The organism is Phytohabitans sp. LZ39 (genome assembly GCF_059359075.1).
The window spans coordinates 326,711-352,562 of sequence record NZ_JCADBM010000005.1 but is presented as its reverse complement, the minus strand read 5'-3'; the positions used below and the strand labels follow the sequence as shown (position 1 = coordinate 352,562).

Here is a 25,852-nt window from a genome sequence, read left to right as displayed (position 1 = left end):
GGGCGGGTTTGCCCGGCGCTCACGGTAGGGACGGCCGAACACGCACTGTGTCAGGCGAACACCCCACAGTTACCTTGTGGGGTCGGATGCCTCCCCGAGCTCATCGAGCGTGATCAGGCCGTCGTGCAGGGCGCGCGTGACAAGGTCGCTCTTGGTGCGCGCGGCCCGGCCGGCGTTCGCGTACTTGATCCGGACCCGCTCGATGTGGGTGTCGACGGTCTTGACGCTGATGTGCAGTTTCGCGGCGACCAGCTCCTTGGAAGACGAGGCGAACCAGGCGCGCAACACCTCCGCCTCGCGCTGGGAGATCCGCGGCCGGCTCGGGTCGTCGTCGGCGATCAGCACCCCGCCCAGTGAGGGCGCGGTGTAGGGCCGCCCGTCCGCGGCCGCCTGGATCGCCGGCACCAGGTGCTCCGGCCCCTCGGTCTTGGTGAGGTACGCCAGCGCGCCGAGGTTGACGCACTTGAGGACCGTCCGGGTGTCGGCGTGCTGGGAGTAGACGACCACCCGGCGGCCGTGGTCGACGAGCCGGCGCAGCTCGCCGAAGCCCGGGTTCTTCGGCACGAGCTCGAGGTCGAAGATCACCACGTGGGCCTCGGCGCCGGGGCCGGTCCACACGTTCGCCATCCGGGCCCCCGCGTCGATCAGGTCGATCGGCGGCTGGGCCCGCTCACACCAGTACCGGACGCCTGCGGCGATCGCGGCGTGGTCGTCGACGATCACCGCGGTGATGCGGTCGCTTGCCACTGCACCTCCACCCACAGCCTTTCCCCGCTACGGAAGGCGTCGAGCCGCACACCCGGCGCCGCCGGGCGCGGCAGCTCCACCTGCCCGCAGTCGGCGAGCACGTTGACGGAGACGAGGTCCGGGCCGCCGACCACGGTCACCCGCGCCCAGGACGTGGCCGTCGCCAGCACGGTCAGCGGGGCCTCGGTCAGGTCGCGCCGCACCGGCAGCGGCAGGTCCGGCCACTGGCCTCGAGCGTCCAACTCCACCAGCACACCCTTGCGGTCCGCGACATCCGCGCAGTGCCGCAGCTCGTGCAACAACCGGTTGGGTACGACATCGACCTCGGCGAACAGCCGCCGCATCCGGGCCGCCTCGATGGCGCAGTCGTGCCGCACCCGCCGGTCGGTCGGGTCGAGCCGCCCGCTGGCCAGGCCCTCCAGCAACGGCATCGTGCTCAGGTCGAGGTCGGTGAAGCGCTGCTGCCGCCGCCGGTGTGACTCGGCCGCGGCCGCCTCGGCGACGGCCACCTGTTCGGTCTCCCACTTCGCGGCGGCCGCCGAGCGGGCGATCCCACGAAACGCCGCCGCCGTCACCGCCATACACAGTGGATAGCCGATGACGCCGATCGAACCGGTGGCGAACCGCAGCACCGTCGTCCGGTCGACGTCGGTGGAGAGCAACATGTTCACCAGCGCGACGCTCCAATGTAGACCAAGGAACGCGAGATGCACGCGGAGCGGCCGGCTCAGCAGTACGACGAGCCCCACCCAGGTCGCCTCGCCGAAGATCCAGTCACCGGCGGTCGCCGAGTGCCCGTAGGGCAGCGCCGCGTACGACAGCACGGACGCGGCGACCACCACGCCCACGGCCGGCCACCGCCACGCCGCCGGCCAGAGCCGGCCGCGGACCACCAGCACGGCCTCTGCACACAGGACGCCGGCCAGCATCGCGAACGCGACCGCCTGCGCCCACGCCGGCTGGTACCGGTCCCAGTCGCGCAGCATGTTGGGCAGGCTCAGCAGCACCAGCCCGCCAGAAGCCGTGACCAGGATGCCCACGCGCAGCCGGGCGATCAGCTGGGCGCGGGTATCCCGCTCGATGGCGGCCCGGGGGTCCTCACTCACCGCGCCACTCCAACGACACGGTGGTGCCGGCGCCGAGCAGCGAGGCCACGCGCACGGTGCCGCCCACCGCCGCCACCCGTCCCCGCACGCAGTCGCGCAGACCGCGCCGGGTCGACGCGACAAGCTCGGGCACGAAACCCTTGCCGTCGTCGACCACGTCCACCCGCAGCTGGCGCGGGTCGCCGGTCAGCCGCACCTGGATCCGGCCGGCGGCGGCGTGCCGCACGACGTTGTTCAGCGCCTCCCGCGCCGCGTCGGCGACCGCCCGCCCGACCCGGTACGGCACCGGCAGGTCGGCGGGGGCGGAGAAGCTCACCGGGAGCTGGTTGACCGCGTCGACCTCGGCGCGCAGAAGCTGGACCAGATCGGCCGAGGTGGGTGCCCGCTCGCCGTACGCGCGCAGCATCTCCAGATCGCGCCGCGCCCGCGGCGCCAGCCAACCCTCGTCCGGCCGCACCTGGCCGCTGCCCACCATCAGCAGGGTGGTGGCCGCGGTGTCGTGCAGCGCGTTGACCAGGTCGCGCTCGTCGGCCCGGACCGCGGCGGCGACTTGCTGGGCCTTGCGCGCCCGCTCGGCGTCCAGCGCCAGCCGGTCCGCGCTCCGCGCCCCGCGCATGACCAGCGTCCACGCGGTGCGGGACAGCGTGGCGATGGCGAGGACCCAGACCGCCGCGTTCACCACGTCCGCGGCAGGCTCGGTGACCAGGACGACCGCCAGCAAGGTGCCGGCGGCCACCGCGGTCGCCGCGACGCCGTGGGCCAGCGGCGTATACCACTGGTACGCCACGCAGGCGAAGCTCACCAGCAGGCGAATCCAGCCGACGTTGCCCTCAGCCGCGGCGTCGGTCCAGAAGATGCTCAGGCACACGAGCACCATCACCGCGACGTCCACGGCGGTCGCCCACCGGCCGGCGCGTCGCAGCAGCCACCACACGTACACCGCGCTCCACGCCGCGACGCCGGCGACCACGACGGCGGTCGGCATCGCGTGCTCGCCGGTCGCCCGGACGAGCCCGATCGCGGCCACCGGGCCGAAGATCATCACGCGGACGGCGGCGGCGAACCGGCGCCCGAACCGCGACAGCAGCGCCACCGACTCGCCGCCTGCGCTCGGCGCCTTTGCCGCCACCGCACCGGCGCTCGGCACCATGCCTCACCGCCCCCTCAGGCCCCGTCTGACACGGCCGGCAGGACACCCTAACCCCGGGAGCGGTCAAAGAGGTGAACGAGGCACCGCCGGTTACGCCGCGACGCCGGGAATCTCGGTGAGGTCGTAGTAGACCGGCAGCCCGCGCTGGCGGGCGATTGCCACGTCTTGGTCGGCTCCGGTGGACTCACCGGGCAGTCGCAGCACGGCGTCGCAGTGCGCCAGCAGCCGCTGCGCCGTGGGGTAGAGCACCTGCTCGGCCACCGGATCGGCGACACTGCCGGCGCCGGCGCCCCGCAGCACCGGGAGCGCCACCCACTCGCCGATCATCGGGACGTGGCCGGCCTGGAAGATCGGCCAGGCGGCTTCCTCCAGCCGGCGCAGATTTGCCGCGAGCAGGTCCGGGTCGTCGCCGGTGCCGGACCGATAGGGCCCGGCAATGAGGATCAGCATGGGTTTCGTCGCCAGCATGACCATGAGAGTATCGGTAGAACGTGCAGAAATAAACAAGAACGTGGAGGACCGTGCATGCTGGCTGCGCAGCGTCGAGATCTTCTCCTGGCCCGGCTCCGGCAGGACCAGCGCGTCGTGGCCAAGGATGTCGCGGCCGAGCTCGACGTGTCGGAGGACACGATCCGTCGTGACCTGCGTGACCTCGCCGCGGCGGGGCTCTGCCAGCGGGTATACGGCGGGGCGCTGCCGGCCTCGCCCGCGGTAGCCGACTATCCGACGCGCCGCGGCGTAGGCGTCGCCAGCAAACAGCGCGTCGCGGCGGCGGCCGCCGCGCTGATCCAGCCGGGTACGACCGTCGTCGTCGACGGCGGCACGACCGCGCTCGCCGTGATCCAGGTCCTGCCCACGACGCTCGCCGCCACGGTGGTCACCCACAGCCCCACGGTCGCGGCGGCCCTGGCCCAGCATCCGGCCGTGGAGGTGTATCTGCTGGGCGGCCGGCTGTTCAAGCATTCGGTCGTCACCTGCGGCGCGGCGGCCGTCGAGGCCGCACAGGCGGTGAACGCCGACGTGTTCCTCCTGGGTGTCACCGGGGTACACCCGGACGCCGGCCTGACCACCGGCGACGCCGACGAGGCCGCCATGAAGCGCGCCCTCGCGCGTCGCAGCGCCGACACCTACGTGCTGGCCAGCGCCGAGAAGATCGGTGCCGCGTCCCGCTTCACGGTCCTGCCGATCACCGCGGTGGCCGGCATCGTCACCGACGCACCCGCCGACGACGACACCGTGCGCCGGCTCACCGAGGCCGACATCCCGATCATCCATGCGTAGCGGGCTCCTAAACGGCGCCAGGGTGATGTGTTGGTGGGAGGGACCGTCAGTGCGCGGCCGGGCTGACGATCCCTCCGTTGGTGGCTTGGTCAGGCGGTGGCTGCCAGGGTGAAGTGGTCGGCGTTGATGTGTCCCCAGCCGCCGGTGTTGTTGTCGACGATTTGGATCTGTGCTGTGCGTCCGGTGAGGTTGCCGAGGTCCCAGGTGGTCCAGCGGAGGTATTCCTCGTTGCGTCCGGTGGTGGTGCGGACGACTTGACCGCCGACGACGAGGTTGACCGCTGTGGGGCTGCCGGCGGTGTGGGGATGGTTTCCGCCGCCGACGAGGAATTTGAGATACCGCTGGTTGATGGTGAAGGCGGGCGAGGTCAGGGTTCCGGTGGTGGCGTCCCCGTTGAGGTACGTGTTGACGAGGCCGTCGCCGAGGTATCCGCTGACATGTTGTTGGTTGGGCAGGGTGCCGTTGGCTGGCGCGGTGCCGAATGCCGTGCCGGTGCGGGCCCACGATCCGTAGGTGTTGTTTTCGAAGCTGGCCAGCACCGTGCCGGTCGGGACGGGTTGGGCGTTGATGTCGCGGAGGCTGCGGATGGTGAGGTTGGCGAACGTGGCGGTGCCACCGTCGGTGTAGAGGGCGATGCCGTTGTCGCCGGGGGCGGCGAAGACCTCGCTGGAGTGGACGTGCTTTCCATCGTCGACGAACACTTCGATGGTGGTGCGGTCCACCAGGATGCGTAGCCGGACGTTCTTGCGTGCGGGGTCGAACGGGCTTTTGCTTTCGAGAAACCTGTTGGTCTGGTCGGGGTGGTTGGTGTAGCCACGGTTGAGGTAGGCGTAGTCGCCGTAAACGCCGACGTCGGCGTGGCGAGTGCCGTCGGTGGACTTGCGCAGTTGCATGCCGACGTTGTTGAGCTGGGTCCAGCTGACGTCGGTGGTGAGCTCGTACGCCTCGCCGGAGTAGCTGAGCGGGACGACGCCGTTGACCTGGATCGTGCCGAGGTTGGTGGTGCTCGCGACGATGTTGTCGAGGCCGTTGACCGGTTGGGATACGAGGCTGTAGCCGCCGGTGCCTTGCCGCTTGAGTTTGATCTCGCGCACGATCGAGTTGGTGCCGTTGAAGCCGTCGTTGGCCCAGGTTGGTGTGTTCGCCGAGTAGGCCCAGTTGTTCATCCAGCCGATGGCATATCGGCTGCCCAGTGGGTTGGTGGGGTTCTCCCAGGTGACGGCGGCGTACCAGTCCCAGCCGTAGTCGAGCCACTGGTGTGCGGAGTCTTGCTGGAAGCCGGTGCCGGTGAAGGTGCCGGTCCAGTAGGCGTAGGTGTTCGGTTGGCCGATGCCCTTGCCGTCGGCGGACGCGCCGATGATCCATTTCGTGGTGCCGTCGTCGGCCACCATCTTGAACAGGTCGGGGCATTCCAGTACACCGAGGCCGGGCATCCGCCATTCGCCGGCTCGCTGCCAGTTTCTGAGGTTGGTGGAGGTGTAGAAGCTGAGCTGGTCGTTCTCGGCTAGTACGGTGACCCATCGGTTGCGGTCGCTGTCCCAGATGGTCTTCGGGTCGCGGGAGTCGAACCGGCCGGGGTTGGGGATGACCGGCGTGGTGCTGTAGTTGCGGAAGGTGGCGCCGCCGTCGGTGGAGTACCAGAGGAACTGGGCTTGGGCGTTGTTGTTCGCGGCGTGTTCCTGAGTGGCAAGCACGACAACCGCGTTGGCGCCGAAGCCCGCGGTGTTGTTGGTGTCGACGACCGGTGAGCCGGACCAGATGCTGCCGTTGGGGGTGGTGTCCTTGGGGACGGCGACGCCGCGGTCGGTGAACCGGACGAGGTCGGTGCTGGTGGCGCGCCGCCAGGCGGTGTGGTTGGTGTCCGGGTAGTCGTTGTTGTAGAGGTAGTAGTAGTGGAACTGTCCATTGAGGTGGATGGGTCGTTGGGGGTCGTTCATCCACCGGTCCGGGACGATGTGGTGGTACAGCGGTCGGTAGGTGGTCGCCGCTACGGGCGTCGCGTCGAGGCGATGCGGTGCGAGCGTGGATGCGATCACCAGCGTCAGCGCACCGAGGAGCGCGGCGTTGCGGGCGATCGTTGCGGGGGTGGGTCTCACAGGGTGCCCTCCTTGCTGTGCTCCCGGCGTTCTCAGGGGACGCCGGGGAGCCGTAGCTGCCAGGCGGTGATCACCGCCTGGGTGCCGACCGATCCACGCAGGTGCAGCGACGTGTGCCGGGCCGGGGTCGTGGGGTAGAGCCGTTCGGTGAAGACGACGCCGTCGGGCAGGAACACCTCGGCGATGGAGCCATCCAGCAGCAGACGCATGTGGACGGACTCGGTGCCACCGGTGATGTGCACGGTGGCGTCGCGGGTGGCTCGTTCGGGGTGCAGCACGTTTCGGTGTACTGCGGCGCGTCCGGTCGCGGGGTCGACCGTGACGGTGAGCCAGTTGTCGCCCAGGCGCAGTGTGAGCGCTGTCGGCTGCCGTGCCTGGCTGTGCAGGCGGATTTCGATGTCGAGTGGGCCTGATGGCAGGTCCACGGTTTGCGGCTGTTCCCGTACGGCCACCACACGTCGGACGGGAGTGCCGCGCAGCGCGTGCAGCTCCGGTGCGGGGGTCGAGGCGAGGCGGCCGGCGGGGTTGAGCGTCAGTACCCGGGGAAGGGTCAGCAGGCCTGCCCAGCCACCCGCCAATACGTCGGCGTCGGTGCGGTCCTCCCAGGACCAGCCCCACAGCAGGACGCGTTCCGGGGATGCCAGGACGGCTGGGGCGTAGAAGTCGCGGCCGGCGTCGACGAGCCCGCCGTGGGTTGGGGTGAAGCGGGGCACGCCGCCGGAGATGTCGAGGTCTCCGACGAGGTAGGCGACGCGGCCGAGGATCTCGCTGGTCCAGAGGGAGACGATCAGGACCCATCGGTCGCCCAGGCGCACCAGTTGTGGGCATTCCCAGATGTCCGCCGGGGCGTACCGCGCGGCCACCGGGTCCGCGGCGTTGGTCAGCGGGCCGAGGTAGGTCCACTCGTACAGGTCGTCGCATCTGTAGAGCAGCACGGTGGCGGCGCCGCCACCACGCAAGCCGGCGCCGACGAGCGCGTAACGGTGCCCGTAGGCGGTGAAGACAAAGGGATCCCGGTAGCCGATCAGGTGCAGGCCTTGCGGAGCGCGGGCGGCGGGGGCCGGATGTTTACGCCACGTGCGCAGCTGCCCGTCCGCGGATGTGGCCAGGGCGATGCTGGCGTCGAGGACGCCGTTGCCGATCGCGGTGTAGACGGCGGTGGGCACGCCATCGTCGTCGACCACGCACCCGGACCAGCAGCCGCCGGCGTCCAGATGTCCCGGCGTCGGGGTGAGGGCGATGGGTTCGGTGCGCCAATGCACCAGGTCCGCACTGCTGGCGTGTCCCCATTGGATGTTCGCGTGCACCGGCGCCGACGGATTGTGTTGGTAGAACAGGTGGTATCGGCCGTTCCACTGGAAAGGGCCGTTCGGGTCGTTGACCCATCCCGCGGGTGGTCGCACATGTAGCGCGGGGAACGCATCATCCTGCGTGCGGTTCTCCACGGGGTCGGCGATGGTCATCGGCTACCGCTTTCGGATGGAGTCGGTGTGGTGGGGTTGTGCCTGGCGGCGGAGGTCATCCCTTGACGCCGGTGGAGGCGATGCTGTTGACGAAGGCGCGCTGGAAGGCGAGGAACAGCACCAGGACCGGCAGGGTGATGAGGGTGGAGTACGCCATGATTTCGCCCCAGTGGACCTTGAGCTGGAAGAAGTAGGAGACGCCGACCATGACCGGCCGTAGCTCCTGCGTCTGGACCACCATGAGCGGCCACAGGTAGGAGTTCCATGCCGGCAGGAAAGTCAGGATCGACACGGTGGCCACGGCAGGTCCGGACAGCGGCATGACGACGGTGCGGTAGATGCGGAACCATCCGGCGCCGTCGACCCGGGCGGCCTCGTCGAGCTCGCGCGGGATGCTCTGGAAGTAGGAGTAGAACAGGTAGATGGAGAAGGCGTTGGCCACGAACGGCAGGATCTGCACCCGGTAGGTGTCGAGCCAGCCCTCGCTGATGGTCAGTTGCAGTCCGTGCATTGTGAGCCAGGGCAGCTTGTTCACCCACCACACCAGCGGCAGCGCGAATGTCTCGAACGGGACCACCAGGGTGGCGATCACGACGCTCAACGCGACGCGCCGGCCCGGCCAGGACAGGCGGGACAGCGCGAACGCCGCCATGCTGTTCACCAGCACACCGAGCGCGACCGTCAGCAGAGAAATGAACAGCGAGTTGAGCAGGAACCGGGCCGCCGGCACGGTCTCGAACACGCCGGCGTAGTTGCGCAATGAGATGTCACCGACTGGCAGGAAGGCGCGCACCGAGCCGATGTCCCGGAAGATGTCGGTGTCGGACTTCAGCGACGAGACGAACATGAACAGCATCGGCGCGGCGAACAGGAACACGCACACCAGGCGGGCAGCCAGCACGGCGGCGCGGGTGGCGTGGTGTCGGCGGCGCTTGGCGCCGTGGACGGCGGGCATCGCCATGGCTAGGCGTTCCTTTCTCGGGTCAGCCACCGCTGGATCAGCGAGACGGTGAGCACCAGCAGGAAGAAGACCACCGAGATGGCCGAGGCGTAGGCGGTCTGCTGCTGCTGGTATCCGACCCGGACGGCCTGGTAGACCACCGTCGAGGTGGCGTCCAGCGGGCCGCCCGCGGTCATGACGTGGACCTGCGTGAACAGGCTCAGTGCGGCGATGGTGATCGTGACCAGGATGAAGGTGCGGGTGCTCCGTAGGCCGGGCCAGGTGATGTAGCGGAACTTGTCCCAGGTTCCGGCGCCATCCAGGTCGGCGGCCTCGTACAGCTCACCGGGAATCGTCTGTAGCCCGGACAGCCAGATGACCATGTGGAAGCCGACCGCTTGCCACACCGACATGACAATGATCGCGGGCAGCGCGGTGCTGGTGTTGTTGAGCCAGTCGACGCGTACGACGTTGCCGGTGGCCCAGTGCAGCATGCTGTTGACCAGCCCGTCCTGCTGGTACATGAACCGCCACAGGATCGAGACGACGACGATGGACGTGACCACCGGGATGAAGTACAGCGTCCGGAAGATGTTGGTGCCGCGCATCTTCACGTTGACCAGCAACGCCAGCAGCAGGGCGAGCCCCGATTGAACGGGCACGACGACGGCGGCGAAGAACAGCGTGTTGCGCAACGACTTCCAGAACACCGGGTCGTCCAGGATCCGTTGGAAGTTGTCCAGGCCGATGAACTCCAGCGGCTTCGGGCTGATCAGGCGCGCGTCGGTGAAGGCCAGCGCGAACCCCAACGCGACCGGCACGAAGAAGAACAGGGCAAGCAGGACACCAGCAGGGGCGATCATGAGCAGCCCCACGCGTCGCTGATCCCGGCTCTGCCGGCGGTCGTGACGCCGCGGCGCCGGCTTCGCCGCGGCGGCGACCGGGGTCGGTGAGATGCTGACGGCCATCGTTTCTCTCCAAGGCGGTGCGCGCGGGGTGCGAGCCGCCGCCCGCACCCTGCGAACGGTCAGAAGCCGTAGTAGTTGTTGGACTTCAGGTCCTGGTCGATCTCGTTCGCGGCGCGGTCCAGGATCTGCTTAGGGTCTCCGCCCGCGACGATGTCCTGCGTCGCCTTCGCGAACGTGGTCGTCAGGTACGGGTAACCCGGGGTCGGCGGCCGGACGGTCGCCAGCTTTTTGGACTCGTCCAGGAAGAACCGCTTCTCTCCACCGGGCTGCCAGCCGGGAACCAGCGCGGCCGCCTCCTCGGTGGCGGGGATGACGTTCTGCTTTTCGGCGAACGCCGCGATGTTCTTGGCCGTGAGCGACGTGCGCAGGTACTCCATCGCGGTCGCCTTGTCCGCACAACTGCTACTGACCGCCCACTGCCACGACCCGCCACCAACCTTGGCGCCGCTGCCGAAGTCCGGCGGGGGCAGCACGACCCCGTCCTCGACCTTGCTCAACGAACCCGCGTTCCAGATGCCGGACCAGACCATCGCCGACTTGCCGTTGACGAAGTCGGCGAACGCGTCCTGGCTCGACTTCTGTGGTGAGTAGTCCTGCTCCACCAGATTCCGCAACCAGGTTGCCCAGGCCACCGCCTTGTCGCCGTTGAGCACACCGTTGGCGGTCTTGTAGGTGTTGCGGTCGATCAGGTCCCCGCCAAAGCTTTGTAGGAAGGGTGAGTAGGCGTAGGTCCACCACTCGGTCGTGGTGTCGCCGGTGCCCAGGTCGAAGGTGATCGGGTACTTCTTGCTCGCCTTGATCGCGCGCAGGGCCTGGTCGAACTCGGCGGCGGTCCACGGCTGCTCGAGCGTGGGGATCCGCACCCCGGCAGCCGTGAGCGCGGACCTGCGGGCGAACAGTCCCAGCGCCGCCTCGTAGTAACCGACGGAATAGGTCTTGCCCTGGTAGGTGCCCACCGTGCTGGGCAGCTGCTTGGCCAGCAGGTCGGCCGGAATCTCCAGCGGAGCCAGGTAGCCCGCGTACGCCCAGTTGGGCACGGCGGGCGCGTCGGTGTCCAGGATGCAGGGCAGCTTCTTCGCCGTCGCCGCCGCGACGACCGCCTCGTTGTACGCGGCCTGCGGGAAGGCCTGAACCGTGACCTTCTTGTCCGGATGGGCCGCGTTCCAATCAGCGACGATCTGCTCCACGACCGCCAGCTCCTGCGGGTTGCCGGCATTGTGCGTCCACAGGGTCAGGCCGCCGTCGGCGGACGTGCCCGCGCCCTCGCCCGACCCGCACGCGGCCACGCCGGCCAACACCACGGCCGCCAATCCGGTGGCCAACAAGCGTCGCTTCGAAGTGTTCATCGGTGCCTTCTCCTCTTTATTGGGCATGGCTTCGCCGCCGTCGCGGTGTGAGCGCGGCGGCCGTCACGAACCGGAAAGTCATCTCCTGCCTGCGGCCGTGCCACCGGCCAGGCAGTGTTACGCGGTCACAGCGTCGGCGGTGTGCCCACCGACTCGCGCCGAACGATCGGGCACGGCAGGAGCACGCGCTCCACCGGCGTCTGTGGATCGGTGATCCGGGCGATGAGCGCGTCGACCGCCCACGCCCCCATCGCGTAGTGCGGCAGCGCCACCGTGGTCAACCCCGGCAGCAGACCCTCGCTGATCTCCTCCTGGTCATCGAAGCCAACGATGGACACGTCGGCCGGGATGCGCAGACCAAGCGCCGCGGCCGCCTGGTAGGCGCCCATCGCGACCCGGTCGTTGAAACAGAACAGCCCTGTCGGGCGCTGCTCGGCGCCCAGCAGTCGCAACGTGGCGGCATAGCCTTCCCGGGCCACCGGCGGAACCGCTACCACCAGGTTCGGGTCGAACGGCACGCCAGCCTCCCGCAACCCGCGCTGGTAGCCGGCCAGCCGACCCCAGGTCGCCGGGATGTCACCGCTGTGGTTGACGAAACCGACACGGCGATGCCCGTGATCCAGCAACTCCTTCGTCGCCAGGTACGCGCCGTCCAGCTCGTCAGGCACCACGGACGGCACCTCGGCGGTGTCGTCCTCGGCGTCCAGCAGCACCGTCGGCACCGTGCGCAGCCGCTCCGGCACTCGCACCACCCGGTGGTACATCGTCGTGTACAGCACGCCGTCCACCCGCCCACGGAGGAACGCGGCGATCTCCTTGCGCTCCAACTCGGGGTCCTGGCCACTGTTGAGCAGCATCAGCAACCAGCCGTGCTTGCTCGCCGCTTCCTGCGCTCCCAGAACCATCCGCCCCGCGAACGGAGTGGTCGTCACCTCGTCACCCAGCAGACCCAACGCCTTGGTCCGCTGGGCGCGCAACTGCCGGGCGACTTCGTTCGGTACGTAGCCGAGGCGCTGTGCCGCGTCGTGGATCCGCTGCCGGGTCTCCGCGCTGACCCGGGCCCCGGCCACCTCGTTGAGTACGAGGGAGACCGTCGTGACAGACACGCCAGCGGCCTCGGCCACCGTGCGGATCTTCACCCTCGGCTTCGCCATCTCGACACCTGCCAAACCCTTTTACCACTGGAATGCAGAACACTTTGCTTCTGGTAAAACGGTTTGTCAACGAAGGTAAACCGACGTTACATACACGAAACATTCGGCGCCCGGTTTCAGCGATTTTGGGCGATCCTAAACGCTTTGGGACCACGAATTCCGACCCTTGGACGCCGGTAGGGCGCCTGCTGAAGGGCGCCTCACATCGGCGTAGATGGGGAGTCAGAGCGTGTCGGGCTGCGCAGAGTGGTGGGTGGGCTGTGCCGTCCGGGATTGGGTAGCTGCCCAGCTGGCGAGGAGTTTGAGTCGGTCTTCGGACGTGCTGCCGGGTTCGGCGGTGTAGATGACCAGGTCGTGCACGGCTCGGCCGGGCAGGGGTAGGTCGAGGGATTGGAAGGTCAGTTCCAGGTGGCCGACGTCGGGGTGCTGGAGCCGTTTGATGCCGTCGTGGCGGATCAGGACGTCGTGCGCCGCCCATCGGTTGCGGAACTCGGGGCTGAGCGTGGACAGCTCGCCGACGAGCTCGCGTAGTGGCCGGTCGCGGGGCTCGCGCCCGGCTTCGGCGCGTAGCAGGGCGGCGGTGGCGATGGTGGCGGCGTCCCAGTCGACGAAGAAGTGGTGTGCACCGGGGTCGAGGAAGATGTAGCGGGCGACGTTGGGGCGGCCGCGCTTGTCGACGGTGGCGCTGTCGAACATCGGCGTGAGGAGGGCTCGGGCCAGGGGGTTGCTGGCGACGACGTCCATGCGGCCGTTGCGTACGAACGCCGAGGACATCGTCATGGAGTCCAGCAGCCACTGGACCCGGGGCGGGACCTCGACGTCCCGGCGACGCGACGGCGTGCGACTGTCGGGCCGCGATGACCGGGCCAGGTCGAACAGGTAGGTGCGTTCGTCGTCGTCCAAGTGCAGGGCGCGAGCGACCGCGTCAAGGACGTCTTCGGACACGCCGCCGATGTGACCCTTCTCCAGCCGCGTGTACCACTCCGTGCTCACGCCGGCAAGGACGGCGACCTCCTCGCGCCGCAGCCCGGCGACCCGCCGACGGGCGCTGGTCGGCAGTCCGGCATCCGCCGGGGTGATCTTGGCGCGTCGGCTGGCAAGGAAGTCCCGGATTTCGCCGCGGTTTCCGGGCTGCTGGTCCATGTCATTCACGGTAGCCGCTGGTCACGGCGCGAGGGGGGGTTGAGGTTGTACCCCCGATAAACGCGACCTTCTCCGGCGCCGGCGATCGCGGTCTTCTGGGGGTCGAACGTTCCGTGGGCGTGCGTGACTCGGGCGGAGCTGTCGACTGGGCGTTCACGACAAGTTGCCGCGGCCGACGGACAAGCGATGGAGGTAGGGGACATGACGAGCAAGACGCTGACAGTGCCGGCGGTGGCGCTGGGCACGTGGGCCTGGGGAGACAGCGGCGAGGTGGGCGACGGCTATTTCGGCAGTCAGCTGACCGCGTCCGGCCTGCGAGAGGTCGTCGAAAAGGCGCAGTCGAACGGGTTCACGCTGTGGGACACGGCGGTGGTGTACGGCATGGGTCGCTCGGAGTCGGTCCTCGCTCAGGCGCTGAAGGGCTACGCCCGCAGCGAGTACCAGTTGTCGACGAAGTTCACCCCGCAGGCCGCGGGCGACGGCGACGATCCGGTCGCGGACATGCTCGAGCAGAGCCTCGACCGGATGGGTACGGACTATGTGGATCTGTACTGGATCCACAACCCTGCCGACGTGGCCCGGTGGACGCCGCTTCTGATCCCGCTGCTGCAAAGCGGCAGGATCAAGCATGTCGGTGTCTCGAACCACAACCTGAAGCAGATCGCTCTCGCCGATCAGATCCTCGGCGAGGCCGGCTTCCGCGTGGAGGCGGTCCAGAACCACTACAGTCTGCTGTACCGGGCCGCTGAGCGCGCGGGCATTCTTGATCACTGCCGCGAGCACGACGTGCCGTTCTTTTCCTACATGGTCCTCGAGCAGGGGGCGTTGAGCGGCAGGTACAGCCCGGCCCATCCGTTGCCGGAGGGCAGCAGCCGGGCGGCCACGTACAACGGCGTCCTGCCCCAGCTTCAGGCGCTGACGGACAGGATGGCGGCGATCGGCGAGGACCGAGGCGCGTCCGCCGCCGACGTCGCCACCGCCTGGGCCATCGCCAAGGGGACCACCCCGATCATCGGGGTCACGAAGGCGGGTTACATCGACGGGATGATCCGAGCTCGTGGCATCGAGCTCGCCGACGAGCAGATCGCGGAACTGGAGGCGCTGGCGGACGCCGCGGACGTCGACACGCGCGGCTGGTGGGAGCAGGAGATGTAGCAGTCGTCGGTGGACCGAAGCAGAGACCACGCGGGAAAGGAGGGGGAGATTCGTCCGCCATCTGACGGCCGAACTCTCTCTTGGCGCGCGACCATACCCCCATGGACTGGGGTGGCACCGAACCCCGACCCGGCGACGACCGCATCCTGCGCATCGAGTTCCGACCACGCTGAACGAGACCCGCCCCGGCGGCACCCAGGGCACGGAGGGCGCACACGTCCCGGTCTCATCGATCCGGGAGCGCGGCCGGGCCGAGGCTGCCGTTGGGGAGGCGCCGGTAGTGGGCCAGGAAGTCGTCCCATAGCTTGAAGCCCAGGTTTTTGGGCCAGAAGTGGCCGATGTCGCCGTTGACGGTCCAGCGATACTCGGCGGCGCCGTCGTGGTAGATGTCGGTGGTGTATCTGCCGTCGACCTCGACGGTTGGTGGTGCGGTGTTCTTGTTGACGGTTTCCCGCCAGAAGACTCTCGCGGTGGCTTCGCCGGCGGTGCCGCCAGGGTAGTCGGTGGGTACCTCGTTGACGCCGCGGCATTGCCACACGGGTAGGGGTACGTCGGTGCGCACGATGGGGTCGCTGTAGCTGGCTGCGTTGAGATGTCCGGAGTAGCAGGGTGCGATCGCGGCGAACAGCTGGGGGTATTGCACGGCGAGTCGGTTGGTGAAGGCCGCACCTTGGGAGACGCCGGTGACGATGACTCTGGTGGTGTCAACGGCGAAGCGGGCGGAGAGGTCGGCGAGGACGTCGAGGGTGAAGGAGACGTCGGGGTTGGCCGCGTCGATGCTTCCGCTGAAGCCGATGTTGGGTCCGGTGGCTGGTTCGGCTTGCGGGTAGACGACGATGAAGCCGCGCGCTTCGCCGACCTGGTGCCAGCCGGTTTGCTGGGCCATGTAGCGGCCGGATCCGTTGCGGCCATGGAAGGCGAGCACAAGGGGGAGTTTGCGGCCATGGTTGGTCAGCTTGCGGTAGTTGGTGGGAAGGTAGACCAGCCAGCGGCGGGTTTGGCCGGCGATGCTGGCGGTGTGCTCGGTCAGCCGCATCTGTCTGGCGGTCTGGAACGGGACGAGGCGTCCGTTGGTGGAGTCCTGGTCGGTGAAGCGCAGGGTCGGGTGGAACATGCCGCGCCATACCGCTCGCGCCACGCTGGTGCCGCCGAGCGCGGACGGGCTGCGTAGGTAGGAGACGCGGACCTGGGCCAGCGGATTGTTGGGGTTGCGGTAGATGGTGGTGCTGAAGTCTCTCCCGTGTTCGTGTTGAGGCCGTGGGTTGACCTTGTTGGCGTGTTTCCAGTACTCGATCTGCCGGTGTTCGTCACCGCTGAGGCGACCGTTGACGAATGTCCAGCTCGCCATCGTGGTATTTCGCAGGCGGGTGCTGGCGGTCTGGTAGAAGTCGGCGGGCGCGCCGCCGGTGAGGCTGGCGACGGCGACGTACTTGGGTGAGTTGATGGCGGCGACCTCGTTGGCGACGGCCGCGCCGGTGCCTTCGCCGACGATGTACACGTTGACGGAGCTGCCTTGGTAGGCGCCGCGGACAGCGTCTGTTACGGCGGTGACGAAACCGATGTCGTCGGGCCGGCCCGGGTCCAGGTGGGCGTTCCACGTGCCGTTCTGGGCGGTGGGGAAGGCGGCGATGAAGCCTTCCTCCTCGGCGACCCGTGACCACTGGGTGCGCAGCGCGTATTCATGGGCGGTTTCGCCGTCCGGGTGCAGGATCACCACGATCGGGTTGTCCTTGGGGTCCGCGACACGGTAAACGGGCTGTTGGCTCGGGACGTACACGGCGTACTGCCTGGTGATGCCGTCGACCACCAGCGTTTGGTCCAGCAGCGGTCGCAGGCCCGGCTCGGTGGGAGGGGCGGACGACGCGGCGGAGGGGGCGGCGAAGGTAAGCCCGGTCAGACAGGCGACGGCCACCACGGCGGTGCCTATTCGTTTCACAGTGTCGTCTCCTCGTTAGCGGTCGAGGGTGCTCTCGACCGCCTGCATCAGGGCGCGCAGGTAGCCGTATCCGTGGGCGTACGCCTGTTTGCCGCCTGGGTCGTCCGGGTGGTCGGGAACGTGGTCCGGGTCCACGTTGTACGCGTAGCCTTCCTCGGCCAGGATGCGGATGACGCGGGCGTGGTCGATGTCGCCTTCGTCCGGCCACACCTCCATGAAGTCGTCGCGGCGGCCCTTGATGTTGCGCAGATGGATGTTGAACAGCCGCTTGGTCCGGGCCAGCCGGCGCACGATGTCGTAGATCTCTCGCTGGGGGTTCCACAGCATCTCGGCCAGGGTGCCGACACAGAGGTTGAGTCCGTGGTAGGGGCTTTTGTGGAGGGACAGGAAGGTGAACAGGCCCTTGCCGCCGGGGACGCTCAGGACGTTGGTGATGCCGCGGTAGCCGCCGGGCGGCGTTCCTGGGTCCTGTGGGTGGCATGCCGCGCGCACCTTGAAGTGGTGGGCGACGGGGATCACCCGCTGGATGAAGTAGTCGATGCGTTCCCAGAAGGCGTCCGCGTCGACGACGCCGGCACGGGTCAGCGGCTCGTTCTTGGGAAGGTCGGCGGCCCGGAACTGCCCGTACAAGGATCCGCCGCGGCCGGGGACCTCGCCGGTGCGCAGAACCCCCAGAAGGCTCATGTTGTATTTGAAGGCCGGCACGCCGGCGATCGCGCACGCCTCGATCATCCGGTGGATGTCGTCGATGTCCTTGTCACGTTCGGGACTTTTCGCGAGCATGATCGCTGGCCGCGGGTCGCGGTCGATGTGCGACGAGGTCAGCATCGGTAGGGCAACCATGTCGAGGGTGACGCCGTTCTGCTCGGCGAATTCGCGGGTCTGCTCGACCTCGGACGGCAGCCAGTAGCCACGGCCCTCTGCCAGGGGAGGGGCGGGCGGGTAGCCGACCCAGTGGGTCACGCCGTGCCGGGTGAATTCGCGCAGTACGGCCGGTGTCGAGGCGCGGCGCTGGGTACCGACGTACATCTTGAGCCTGCGGGGTGGCCGGTGGCGGTCTCCGCCAGCTGCCTGTGCGGGGGACGGCGGGCCAAGCAGTCCCCCCGTCCCCGCGCCGGCCGCGGCCACCCCACCTAGCTGGATCAATGCCCTGCGGTTGATCGACTCCTGACCCATGGGGACCTCCAAACGAGAAACCAAGATCATTCACGCGTTGTGCGCACAGAAACGCGTTCCGGCGCGCGACGTCGGTGGTCGGGTCGGGGTGGCGTTGCCCGTGACCCTCGAGTTGACTGGCCAAGCCGCCCGCCTGATGCGGATTCCTGCAAGGCCGACGGCACGCTCGCGGATGCCGCCCGGGTAACCGTGATACGTCCGGACCAATCGATGGCCGAACTCTGTTTCGAACTGGTGACCGGTACGTTAAGCGTGGTCTGTCATGCCGATCAAACACAGGTTTGGTATCGACCGATACCTCATTGGCATGTGCCTATTTCTCGTTCGCTACCCGCTCCAGGAGCGCTGTCAGCGCCGGATTCTCGTGCGTGGTACGCCAGACGCAGTGCAGCGTCACGGTGTCGTCCGGAAGGTCTTCGACTTCCAGGAAGGTGAGGTTCTGCAACCGGAGCGCGGAGGCCGACCGTGGCACGAGAGCCACACCGAGCCCGGCGTTCACGACGGCCAGGACGGTGTGGATCTGGCTGATGTGCTGCACGTACCGGGGCCTGAGTTGAGCACGGTGGAAGGCCGCGACGACGAGTTCGTAGAAGTACCACGCCTCGGACGGCGAGTATGTCACCACGTCATGGTGTGCGATGTCGGCGAGGCGAGGTGGTCGGCCGAGGGCGGTGAGCGGGTGTCCGCGGGGCGCCGCCAGCACGAGCGAGTCGGTGTGGGCCAGTCGGGACGAGAGCACCTCGGACTGCGGCACCTGGCGCACCAGTCCCACCTCGATCTCGCCGGCCAGGATGGCGTCGAGTTGAGCGTGGGTGACCATCTCGTGCAGGACCAGGTCGACTTCGGGTAGATGCTTCGCGGCTACGGCGATCCAATGTCCGAGCACGGTCAGCGCTGAGACGGCAGTGAACCCGATCCGGATGGTTCCGGCCGTCCCGGCGGCCACTCGCCGGGCGAGGAGAGGTGCGGCCGCCGCGAGGTGTAGCACGCGGCGTGCCTCGTCGAGAAACACGCGACCCGCGGGGGTGAGCGTCACGCCGGTGGGGGTGCGGTCGAACAGCACGATGCCGATGCCGCGCTCGAGCCGCTGTATCTGACGGCTCAGCGGCGGCTGCGTCATCTGGAGTCGGGTGGCCGCCCGCCCGACGTGCCCCTCCTCGGCGACGGCTACGAAACCCCGAAGTTGATCAAGCGTGTACATCGACGCCCCCAGCATGATGCCTGAAAGGTATTGGGCGATGCCAAATCTGTGTTGGATCGGTATGGCCTTGTCCGCTTAACGTACCGGTCACCTCATCGAAACGGAGTTCGACGTCATGACGCGATACGCCCCGGAAGAGATCCGGCACGCGCTGGGTACCGGGCTGTTGTCTTTCCCGGTCACCCACTTCACGGCCGAACTGGATTTCGACGAGGCGTCTTACCGCGACAACCTGGGCTGGCTGTCGTCCCATCCGGCGGCTGGCCTGTTCGTCGCGGGTGGCACCGGTGAGTTCTTCTCGTTGACGATCGGCGAGGTGGGGCGGGTGTTGCGCGCCGCCGTCCAGGAGACCGCGGGGACGGTCCCGATCATCGGTCCCGCCGGGTACGGCACGGCTCAGGCGGTCGAGATGGCCCGCGACGCCGAGGCGGCCGGTGCGGATGCGATCCTGCTGTTCCCGCCGTACCTGACCGAGGCGAGCCAGGACGGGTTGGCCGCGCATGTGGAGGCGATCTGTGCGGCCACCTCGCTGGGCGTGATCGTCTACCACCGCGCCAACGCCGCGTTCAGTGTGCCGACCATCGAGAGGCTCGTCGGCACCTGCCCCAACCTGGTGGGGTTCAAGGACGGCGTGGGTGATATCGAGCTGATGACGCGCCTGTACGCGACGGTGGGTGACCGGTTGCTCTACATCGGGGGCTTGCCGACCGCCGAGACGTTCGCCCTGCCGTACCTGGAACTCGGGGTGACCACGTACTCCTCAGCGATCTTCAATTTCGTGCCGAAGTTCGCGCTCGAGTTCTACGACGCGGTGCGGGCCCGGGATCGGGCGGGCGTCTATGGCCGGCTCAACGACTTCGTACTGCCGCTGGTGGAGATCAGGAACAGGCGGCCGGGCTACGCGGTGTCGATCGTTAAGGCGGGTATGCGCGCGATCGGCCGACCCGCCGGACCGGTCCGACCGCCGCTGACGGATCTGACCGACGAAGAGATGATCAAGCTGACGGCCCTGATCGAGAAGCTGGGGTGATACCTGTGACCAGCGTTCTGACCGGCGCGATGCTGATCGGTGGCAGCGAGATCCGCGGCGGCAAGGGCGAGGTCCGGGCGGTCGACCCGCGCACCGGGCAGGCGATGGAACCGGCATACGGGCTGGGCGGCACCGAGGAGGTCGACCGTGCGGCGGAGCTGGCCTGGGCGGCGTTCGCCGGCTACCGCGACAGCGACCTGCCGCGGCGGGCCGCGTTCCTGGACACGATCGCGGCGAACATCGAAGCGCTCGGCAACGACCTGATCGACCGGGTGCGCCGCGAGACCGGACTCCCGCAGGCCCGGGTGGAGTCCGAGCGCGCCCGCACGTGCGGGCAGCTGCGGCTGTTCGCCGAGCTCGTACGCGAAGGCAGCTGGCAAGGCGTACGGATCGACCCGGCCCGACCCGACCGGATCCCGCTGCCACGGCCAGACATCAGGCAGCGGCGCGTTCCCCTGGGCCCGGTGGCGGTCTTCGGCGCGAGCAACTTCCCGCTGGCCTTCTCGGTGGCCGGCGGAGACACCGCGTCGGCGCTCGCGGCCGGCGCACCCGTGATCGTCAAGGCACACAGCGCGCACCCCGGCACGTCCGAGCTGGTCGGCCGCGCGGTCAAGGCCGCGGTCGAGGAGCACGAACTGCCCGAAGGCACCTTTTCGCTGCTGTTCGGTGACGGCCCCGGGCTCGGCACCGACCTGGTCACCCATCCACGCGTCCAAGCGGTCGGGTTCACCGGGTCCCGCGCCGGCGGCCTCGCCCTGGTCGCGGCGGCAGCCGCCCGCCCCCAACCCATCCCCGTCTACGCCGAAATGTCGAGCGTCAATCCGGTATTCGTACTGCCGGGCGCGTTGGCCGAGCGCGGTGCGGCGCTCGGCTTGGCGCTGGTCGGCTCGCTCACCACGGGCGCCGGCCAGCTTTGCACCTGCCCCGGCCTGGTTTTCGTCCCGGACGGCGACGGCTTCAGCGAGTTCCTGGCCGCGGCCAGCGACGCGGTGCGAGCCACCCCGGCGGCGCCGATGCTGAGCGCGAGCATCCACGCCGCGTTCGCCGACGGCGTCGAGCGGCTCCGCACCGCCAGTGGGGTGACCGTCGCCGCCGAAGGCGAAGACGACGACACGATTGCCGCCGCCGGCCGCGCCGGCTTGTTCGTCACCGACGGCGCCACGTTCCTGGCCAACCCGATGCTGCACGAGGAGGTCTTCGGAGCGGCGGCGCTGATCGTGCGGGTCGCCTCCAGCGGCCAGCTATGCCAGATCCTGGACCGGCTTGAGGGGCAGCTCACCGCCACCGTGCACGCGACCGCCGAGGATCACGAGCAGGCGCGAAGTCTGCTTCCGCTACTGGAGCTGATCGCCGGCCGCATCGTGTTCAACGGCTGGCCTACCGGTGTCGAGGTCGGGCATGCCATCGTCCACGGTGGACCGTTCCCCGCGACCTCCGATGCCCGCACCACCTCGGTCGGCACGCTCGCGATCGACCGGTTCCTGCGGCCGGTCAGCTACCAGAACGTTCCCGCGGAACTGCTGCCGCCGGCGGTGACCGACGACAACCCGTCAGGGCTGTGGCGGCGCGTCGAGGGCCGGCTTGAAAGGTGACCGCCATGCCTGCTGACCATGCCGTACCGGTCGTGACCGACATGCGAGTCGTGCCGGTCGCCGGGTACGACTCGATGCTGCTCAACCTCAGCGGTGCGCACGGCCCGTTCTTCACCCGCAACCTGGTCATCCTCACCGACACGACCGGGCATGTCGGCGTGGGCGAGGTGCCCGGCGGGGCGGCCATCACCCAGACCCTCCGAGACGGCCGCGACCTGGTGGTCGGCCGCCCGATCGGCCAGCATCACGCTGTTCTCGGTGAGGTACGGAGCCGGTTCGCCGACCGCGACGGGAGCGGGCGCGGCCAGCAGACCTACGACCTTCGCACCACCATCCACGCCGTTACCGCCCTGGAGGCGGCGTTGCTGGACCTGCTCGGGCAGTTCCTGGAGGTGCCCGTCGCCGCGCTGCTCGGCGACGGGCAACAGCGGACCTCAGTACCGACCCTGGGATATCTGTTCTTCGTCGGCGACCGCACCCGGACCGATCTGCCGTACCGCTCCGCCGCGGACACCGCCGACCCCTGGCTGCGACTGCGTGACGAACCGGCCCTGACACCGCAGGCCATCGTCGCCCAAGCCGAGGCCGCCCAGAACCGCTACGGATTTTCCGACTTCAAACTCAAAGGCGGGGTGCTGCCCGGCCCGCTGGAGGCAGAAGCGGTGGCCGCCCTGGCCGCCCGCTTCCCGGACGCTCGTATCACCGTCGACCCGAACGGCGGCTGGCTGCTGCGCGACGCGATCGCGCTGTGCCGAGGCTTGGACGGAGTGCTCGCGTACGCCGAAGATCCCTGTGGCGCCGAGGGTGTCTACTCCGCCCGCGAGACGATGGCCGAGTTCCGGCGCGCCACCGGACTGCGTACCGCCACCAACATGGTCGCCACCGACTGGCGGGAGCTGGGACACGCCGTCCGCGCCAACGCGGTGGACATCCCGCTCGCCGACCCGCACTTCTGGACCATGAGCGGGGCGGTGCGCGTCGCCCAGGTCTGCGACGCATGGGGCCTGACCTGGGGATCCCACTCCAACAACCACTTCGACGTGTCGCTGGCCATGTTCACACACGTCGCCGCGGCGGCGCCCGGCGACATCACGGCCATCGACACGCACTGGATCTGGCAGGACGGCCAGCGGCTCACCAAGAACCCGCTGTCCATTCGCGACGGCGCCATCGCGGTGCCGACCGCACCGGGACTCGGCGTCGACCTCGACCTGGAGAGGGTGGAGGCGGCGCACGAGCTGTACCTGAAGCAGGGCCTCGGCGCCCGTGACGACGCCGTCGCCATGCAGTACCTCATCCCGAACTGGACGTTCGACCCCAAGCGACCCTGTCTGTCCGCTCTCTTCTAGGAGTCGTCATGAGTGAGTCCTATACCCGCCGCCGCGTCCTGGCCGCCCTCGCAGCGGTGTCCATCCTGCCCGTCGCCGCCTGCGGCGGTGTCAAGGGTGGTAGCGACGACGCCGGCAGTGACTACCCCACGCGGGCCGTCAACTTCACCGTGCCGTTCGCGGCCGGCGGCAGCGGCGACCTGATCAGCCGCGCCGTCGCGAAGGCCGCCGAGAAGCCGCTCGGGCAGTCGATCGTCATCGCCAACAAACCCGGTGCCAACGGTGCGGTAGGCGGCAAGGAGGTGCTGGCCTCGTCGCCGGACGGTTACAACATCGCGCTGGCGGTCAAGTCACTGTTCGCGATCACGCCGCTGGTCGTCAAGGATCCCACCGCGATCCAGCCTGACAAGATGGAGATCGTCACGACGCTGGTCCAGGAGGACTACGTCCTGGTCGTCAACGCGCAATCGCCGCACCAGACGGTCGAGGACCTGGTGAAGGCGCCATCGGTGAAGTACGCGACCCCGGGCGTGGGCACCGGCGGCCAGCTGTCCCAGGCGCTGCTGTTCAAGGGTGCCGGCACCAAGGCGACCGACGTGCCGTTCGACGGCGGCGCGCCCGCGGTGACGGCACTGCTGGGCAAGCAGGTCGACGCCATGTCCGGCTCCCTCGCCGAGACGATGGAGCACATCAAGGCCGGCAAGCTGCGGCCGCTGGCCATCTTCTCCACCGAGCGCAGCGAGTTCCTGCCCGAGGTGCCCACCGCCACGGAGAAGGGCTACGACGTCGTGGTCGACCAGCGACGGTTCATCATCGCCCCGGTCGGCTTGCCCGAGGCCGTCTCCACCAAGCTGGAGCAGTCGTTCGCCGAGGCCCGCAAGGACCCCGCCTACGAGACGTTCCTGAAGGACAACTACATGGCGCGCTGGGAGGTCTCCGACCAAGAGGCGCGCCAGCACCTGACGGACTCCGCCGCGCAGTTCGCGTCCCTGACGCAGAAGTTCGGCCTCACCTTCAAGTCATGACCGTCGAGCAGTCCACGCCAACCGAGGCGTCCGACGAGGCCGGGCCCCCGACCGGGGGCCCGGCCCTGTCCGCCATCGCCGGCGCGATCCCCGTCGCGCTCGGCCTGGCCACCCTGTGGTACGCCCGCGCTCTCGGCTTCGGCGCCCTCGCCGACCCCGGACCAGGGCTGTGGCCGAGCATCGTCGCGGTGCTGCTGATCGGCGCCGGCGCCACCATCGCGGTCCGGGCCCGCGCGGCACGCGACACCGAAGCCTTCACCCGCGGTACCACGGCCGTCGTCATCGGTGCGGCCAGCCTGGCGATCTACGCCTACCTGTTCGAACTGATCGGCTTCGAGATACCCACCGTGCTGCTGCTGGCACTGTGGCTGCGGTTTCTGGGCGGGGAGAGTTGGCGGGTCACCGCCGTGGTGTCGGTGCTGGCCACCGTGGCCGCGTACCTGCTGTTCATCACCGGGCTCGGCGTGCCGCTGCCGCACCTGATCGGGAGCTGACATGGACTTCGGTTCCGTGCTGTCCGGGTTCGAGGTCGTGTTCGAGCCGCAGAACATCCTGTACTGCGTGATCGGCGTGACCCTGGGCATGCTGGTGGGCGTGCTGCCCGGCCTCGGCCCGGCCGCCACCATCGCGATCCTGCTGCCCATCACCTACAACATCGAGCCGGCGCCAGCCGTCATCATGCTCGCCGGCATCTTCTACGGCGCCCAGTACGGCGGCACCATCACCTCGGTCCTGCTCAAGCTTCCCGGCGAAGCGTCCACTGTGGTCACCGCGCTGGACGGGCATCAGATGGCCCGCCAGGGCAAGGCCGGCTCCGCGCTCGGGATCGCGGCGATCGGCTCGTTCATCGGCGGGACCGCCTCGATCGTTTTGCTGACGTTCATCGCCCCGCTCGTCGCCGACGCCGCACTGGAGTTCGGGCCAGCCGAATACACCGTCCTGGCGCTGATCGGCATCTTCCTGGTCGCCACCCTCGGAAACGGCGCGCTCATCAAGAGTGTCGCGGCCGCCGGCGTCGGGCTCCTGCTCGCCACGGTGGGCCTGGACCCGCTCGTGGGCACTCCGCGGTTCACGTTCGGCAGCGACCAACTGTCCGACGGCATCGACTTCGTCATCGTCGCGATGGGCGTATTCGGCGTCGGCGAGATCCTCTACAACCTCGAACACCGGCTGCGGCCACAACCGGCGGTGCTCTCCTTCGGCCGCGCCATCCCGCGACGACTGGAGTGGCTCCAGTCCCGGATGGCGATCCTGCGCGGCTCGATCGTCGGTTTCGTCCTCGGCGTGCTGCCCGGCGGCGGCGCCACGATGTCCTCGCTCGTGGCGTACGCCGTGGAGAAGCGCTCCGCCAAAGACCCGTCCCGGTTTGGCAAGGGCGCGATCGAGGGGGTCGCCGGTCCGGAAAGCGCCAACAACGCCGCGGCGACGTCCTCGTTCATTCCCCTGTTGACGCTCGGCATCCCCGCCAACGCCACCATGGCCGTCCTCTTTGGAGCCCTGCTGTTGCAGGGCATCCCGCCCGGACCACAGCTGATCGTCGACCATCCCGACGTGTTCTGGGGCGTCGTCAACTCCATGTACCTGGGCAACATCATCCTGCTGCTGCTCAGCATCCCACTCATCGGCGTGTTCGTGCGGCTGCTGAGGGTCCGCGCGGGCATCCTGGCGCCGCTGACCGTGCTGGTCACGATGATCGGCGTCTACAGCATCAGAAACAACGCCTTCGACATGTTCCTCGTCGTCGCGCTCGGCATCCTCGGCTACGGCATGAAGAAGCTCGGCTTCGAACCCGGACCCTTCGTGCTCGCCTTCGTGCTCGGCAAGCTCCTCGAAGCATCATTCCGCCGGTCGATGCGCCTGTTCGACGGCGATGTCCTCGGATTCTTCCAGCGTCCGGTGTCGGCCGTCCTTGTCGCCGTGCTGGTGCTGACCGTCGTCGTCATCCCGCTCCTGCGCATGGTCCGCAACCGCCAGGCGGCCCGAATCGCCCGTGAAACAAGGCAGGTATAGCCCGG

General features: G+C 68.8%; 22 protein-coding genes. 8 read left to right on the top strand and 14 right to left on the bottom strand.

The features are described 5' to 3' along the window. Positions 1–69: 69 nt before the first annotated feature. The 4 genes from AC5L36_RS13090 to AC5L36_RS13075 all read right to left on the bottom strand — a co-directional run bounded on the left by AC5L36_RS13090 (position 70) and on the right by AC5L36_RS13075 (position 3,471). The gene (locus tag AC5L36_RS13090) at positions 70–747 is read right to left on the bottom strand and encodes a response regulator (RefSeq protein WP_441215736.1); all 678 of its coding nucleotides are present in this window, start codon (positions 745–747) and stop codon (positions 70–72) included. Further along, positions 720–1,853, bottom strand: coding sequence for a hypothetical protein (locus tag AC5L36_RS13085; RefSeq protein ID WP_441215735.1), 1,134 nt, complete (start codon positions 1,851–1,853; stop codon positions 720–722). Before AC5L36_RS13085 ends, AC5L36_RS13090 begins: the two co-directional genes overlap by 28 nt. Beyond that, on the bottom strand, positions 1,846–3,003 hold the full coding sequence (locus tag AC5L36_RS13080) for a sensor histidine kinase (protein WP_441215734.1): 1,158 nt from the start codon (positions 3,001–3,003) through the stop codon (positions 1,846–1,848). The genes AC5L36_RS13085 and AC5L36_RS13080 overlap by 8 nt, the downstream gene beginning before the upstream one ends. A 90-nt stretch (positions 3,004–3,093) precedes the next feature. Next, a complete protein-coding gene (locus AC5L36_RS13075) occupies positions 3,094–3,471 on the bottom strand; it encodes a DUF4406 domain-containing protein (RefSeq protein WP_441215733.1) in 378 nt (125 codons plus the stop codon). Positions 3,472–3,528: 57 nt separating this feature from the next. Here AC5L36_RS13075 and AC5L36_RS13070 point away from each other — a divergent pair, with 57 nt between their 5' ends. Beyond that, positions 3,529–4,284 (top strand): DeoR/GlpR family DNA-binding transcription regulator, encoded by a 756-nt coding sequence (locus tag AC5L36_RS13070; protein ID WP_441215732.1) that lies wholly within the window; start codon positions 3,529–3,531, stop codon positions 4,282–4,284. Positions 4,285–4,373: 89 nt separating this feature from the next. Here AC5L36_RS13070 and AC5L36_RS13065 read toward each other — a convergent pair whose 3' ends face one another. The 7 genes from AC5L36_RS13065 to AC5L36_RS13035 all read right to left on the bottom strand — a co-directional run bounded on the left by AC5L36_RS13065 (position 4,374) and on the right by AC5L36_RS13035 (position 13,394). Then, positions 4,374–6,380: a glycoside hydrolase family 32 protein gene (locus AC5L36_RS13065; protein ID WP_441215731.1), complete on the bottom strand. Its 2,007-nt coding sequence runs from the start codon at positions 6,378–6,380 to the stop codon at positions 4,374–4,376. A 32-nt stretch (positions 6,381–6,412) separates the two neighbouring features. Next, the gene (locus AC5L36_RS13060) at positions 6,413–7,843 is read right to left on the bottom strand and encodes a glycoside hydrolase family 32 protein (RefSeq protein ID WP_441215730.1); all 1,431 of its coding nucleotides are present in this window, start codon (positions 7,841–7,843) and stop codon (positions 6,413–6,415) included. Between the two features lie 55 nt (positions 7,844–7,898). Beyond that, the gene (locus AC5L36_RS13055; RefSeq protein WP_441215729.1) at positions 7,899–8,804 is read right to left on the bottom strand and encodes a carbohydrate ABC transporter permease; all 906 of its coding nucleotides are present in this window, start codon (positions 8,802–8,804) and stop codon (positions 7,899–7,901) included. Positions 8,805–8,806: 2 nt separating this feature from the next. Then, a complete protein-coding gene (locus tag AC5L36_RS13050) occupies positions 8,807–9,751 on the bottom strand; it encodes a carbohydrate ABC transporter permease (RefSeq protein WP_441215728.1) in 945 nt (314 codons plus the stop codon). Between the two features lie 59 nt (positions 9,752–9,810). Beyond that, positions 9,811–11,097, bottom strand: coding sequence for an extracellular solute-binding protein (locus AC5L36_RS13045; RefSeq protein WP_441215727.1), 1,287 nt, complete (start codon positions 11,095–11,097; stop codon positions 9,811–9,813). A gap of 125 nt (positions 11,098–11,222) precedes the next feature. Further along, a complete protein-coding gene (locus tag AC5L36_RS13040) occupies positions 11,223–12,251 on the bottom strand; it encodes a LacI family DNA-binding transcriptional regulator (RefSeq protein ID WP_441215726.1) in 1,029 nt (342 codons plus the stop codon). Between the two features lie 222 nt (positions 12,252–12,473). Beyond that, a complete protein-coding gene (locus AC5L36_RS13035; RefSeq protein WP_441215725.1) occupies positions 12,474–13,394 on the bottom strand; it encodes a helix-turn-helix transcriptional regulator in 921 nt (306 codons plus the stop codon). Between the two features lie 201 nt (positions 13,395–13,595). On the opposite strand from AC5L36_RS13035, the gene AC5L36_RS13030 reads away from it, so the two are divergent. After that, positions 13,596–14,549 carry an aldo/keto reductase gene (locus tag AC5L36_RS13030; RefSeq protein WP_441215724.1) on the top strand — a complete coding sequence of 318 codons (954 nt, stop codon included), beginning with the start codon at positions 13,596–13,598 and terminating at the stop codon, positions 14,547–14,549. Between the two features lie 226 nt (positions 14,550–14,775). Here the strand turns inward: AC5L36_RS13030 and AC5L36_RS13025 are convergent, their stop codons facing one another. From AC5L36_RS13025 to AC5L36_RS13015, 3 genes are all read right to left on the bottom strand, one after another. After that, the gene (locus AC5L36_RS13025; protein ID WP_441215723.1) at positions 14,776–16,485 is read right to left on the bottom strand and encodes a PHB depolymerase family esterase; all 1,710 of its coding nucleotides are present in this window, start codon (positions 16,483–16,485) and stop codon (positions 14,776–14,778) included. 15 nt (positions 16,486–16,500) lie between these two features. After that, positions 16,501–17,514, bottom strand: a complete 1,014-nt coding sequence (locus tag AC5L36_RS13020; protein ID WP_441215722.1) for a mannonate dehydratase — start codon at positions 17,512–17,514, stop codon at positions 16,501–16,503. 460 nt (positions 17,515–17,974) lie between these two features. Further along, positions 17,975–18,862 carry a LysR family transcriptional regulator gene (locus AC5L36_RS13015; protein WP_441215721.1) on the bottom strand — a complete coding sequence of 296 codons (888 nt, stop codon included), beginning with the start codon at positions 18,860–18,862 and terminating at the stop codon, positions 17,975–17,977. Positions 18,863–18,977: 115 nt separating this feature from the next. Between AC5L36_RS13015 and kdgD the strand changes: the two genes are divergently transcribed. The 6 genes from kdgD to AC5L36_RS12985 are packed head-to-tail and all read left to right on the top strand — an operon-like array spanning position 18,978 to position 25,847. Next, a complete protein-coding gene (gene kdgD / locus AC5L36_RS13010) occupies positions 18,978–19,892 on the top strand; it encodes a 5-dehydro-4-deoxyglucarate dehydratase (protein ID WP_441215720.1) in 915 nt (304 codons plus the stop codon). A 5-nt stretch (positions 19,893–19,897) separates the two neighbouring features. After that, positions 19,898–21,484, top strand: a complete 1,587-nt coding sequence (locus AC5L36_RS13005; RefSeq protein ID WP_441215719.1) for an aldehyde dehydrogenase (NADP(+)) — start codon at positions 19,898–19,900, stop codon at positions 21,482–21,484. Between the two features lie 5 nt (positions 21,485–21,489). Then, positions 21,490–22,833 carry an enolase C-terminal domain-like protein gene (locus AC5L36_RS13000; RefSeq protein ID WP_441215718.1) on the top strand — a complete coding sequence of 448 codons (1,344 nt, stop codon included), beginning with the start codon at positions 21,490–21,492 and terminating at the stop codon, positions 22,831–22,833. 8 nt (positions 22,834–22,841) lie between these two features. Beyond that, positions 22,842–23,837 (top strand): Bug family tripartite tricarboxylate transporter substrate binding protein, encoded by a 996-nt coding sequence (locus AC5L36_RS12995; RefSeq protein ID WP_441215717.1) that lies wholly within the window; start codon positions 22,842–22,844, stop codon positions 23,835–23,837. Further along, positions 23,834–24,331, top strand: a complete 498-nt coding sequence (locus AC5L36_RS12990) for a tripartite tricarboxylate transporter TctB family protein (RefSeq protein ID WP_441215716.1) — start codon at positions 23,834–23,836, stop codon at positions 24,329–24,331. The genes AC5L36_RS12995 and AC5L36_RS12990 overlap by 4 nt, the downstream gene beginning before the upstream one ends. Position 24,332: 1 nt before the next feature. Continuing rightward, positions 24,333–25,847 carry a tripartite tricarboxylate transporter permease gene (locus AC5L36_RS12985; protein ID WP_441215715.1) on the top strand — a complete coding sequence of 505 codons (1,515 nt, stop codon included), beginning with the start codon at positions 24,333–24,335 and terminating at the stop codon, positions 25,845–25,847. The last annotated feature ends 5 nt before the right edge of the window (positions 25,848–25,852 follow it).

Excerpts from the sequence above, each read along its gene's own strand:
- AC5L36_RS13080 (WP_441215734.1), bottom strand. The coding sequence starts at position 3,003 with ATGGTGCCGAGCGCCGGTGCGGTGGCGGCAAAGGCGCCGAGCGCAGGC.
- AC5L36_RS13075 (WP_441215733.1), bottom strand. The coding sequence starts at position 3,471 with ATGCTGGCGACGAAACCCATGCTGATCCTCATTGCCGGGCCCTATCGG.
- AC5L36_RS13070 (WP_441215732.1), top strand. The coding sequence starts at position 3,529 with ATGCTGGCTGCGCAGCGTCGAGATCTTCTCCTGGCCCGGCTCCGGCAG.
- AC5L36_RS13060 (WP_441215730.1), bottom strand. The coding sequence starts at position 7,843 with ATGACCATCGCCGACCCCGTGGAGAACCGCACGCAGGATGATGCGTTC.
- AC5L36_RS13055 (WP_441215729.1), bottom strand. The coding sequence starts at position 8,804 with ATGGCGATGCCCGCCGTCCACGGCGCCAAGCGCCGCCGACACCACGCC.
- AC5L36_RS13050 (WP_441215728.1), bottom strand. The coding sequence starts at position 9,751 with ATGGCCGTCAGCATCTCACCGACCCCGGTCGCCGCCGCGGCGAAGCCG.
- AC5L36_RS13045 (WP_441215727.1), bottom strand. The coding sequence starts at position 11,097 with ATGAACACTTCGAAGCGACGCTTGTTGGCCACCGGATTGGCGGCCGTG.
- AC5L36_RS13040 (WP_441215726.1), bottom strand. The coding sequence starts at position 12,251 with ATGGCGAAGCCGAGGGTGAAGATCCGCACGGTGGCCGAGGCCGCTGGC.
- AC5L36_RS13035 (WP_441215725.1), bottom strand. The coding sequence starts at position 13,394 with ATGGACCAGCAGCCCGGAAACCGCGGCGAAATCCGGGACTTCCTTGCC.
- AC5L36_RS13030 (WP_441215724.1), top strand. The coding sequence starts at position 13,596 with ATGACGAGCAAGACGCTGACAGTGCCGGCGGTGGCGCTGGGCACGTGG.
- AC5L36_RS13020 (WP_441215722.1), bottom strand. The coding sequence starts at position 17,514 with ATGTACGTCGGTACCCAGCGCCGCGCCTCGACACCGGCCGTACTGCGC.
- AC5L36_RS13015 (WP_441215721.1), bottom strand. The coding sequence starts at position 18,862 with ATGTACACGCTTGATCAACTTCGGGGTTTCGTAGCCGTCGCCGAGGAG.
- kdgD (WP_441215720.1), top strand. The coding sequence starts at position 18,978 with ATGACGCGATACGCCCCGGAAGAGATCCGGCACGCGCTGGGTACCGGG.
- AC5L36_RS13000 (WP_441215718.1), top strand. The coding sequence starts at position 21,490 with ATGCCTGCTGACCATGCCGTACCGGTCGTGACCGACATGCGAGTCGTG.
- AC5L36_RS12995 (WP_441215717.1), top strand. The coding sequence starts at position 22,842 with ATGAGTGAGTCCTATACCCGCCGCCGCGTCCTGGCCGCCCTCGCAGCG.
- AC5L36_RS12990 (WP_441215716.1), top strand. The coding sequence starts at position 23,834 with ATGACCGTCGAGCAGTCCACGCCAACCGAGGCGTCCGACGAGGCCGGG.
- AC5L36_RS12985 (WP_441215715.1), top strand. The coding sequence starts at position 24,333 with ATGGACTTCGGTTCCGTGCTGTCCGGGTTCGAGGTCGTGTTCGAGCCG.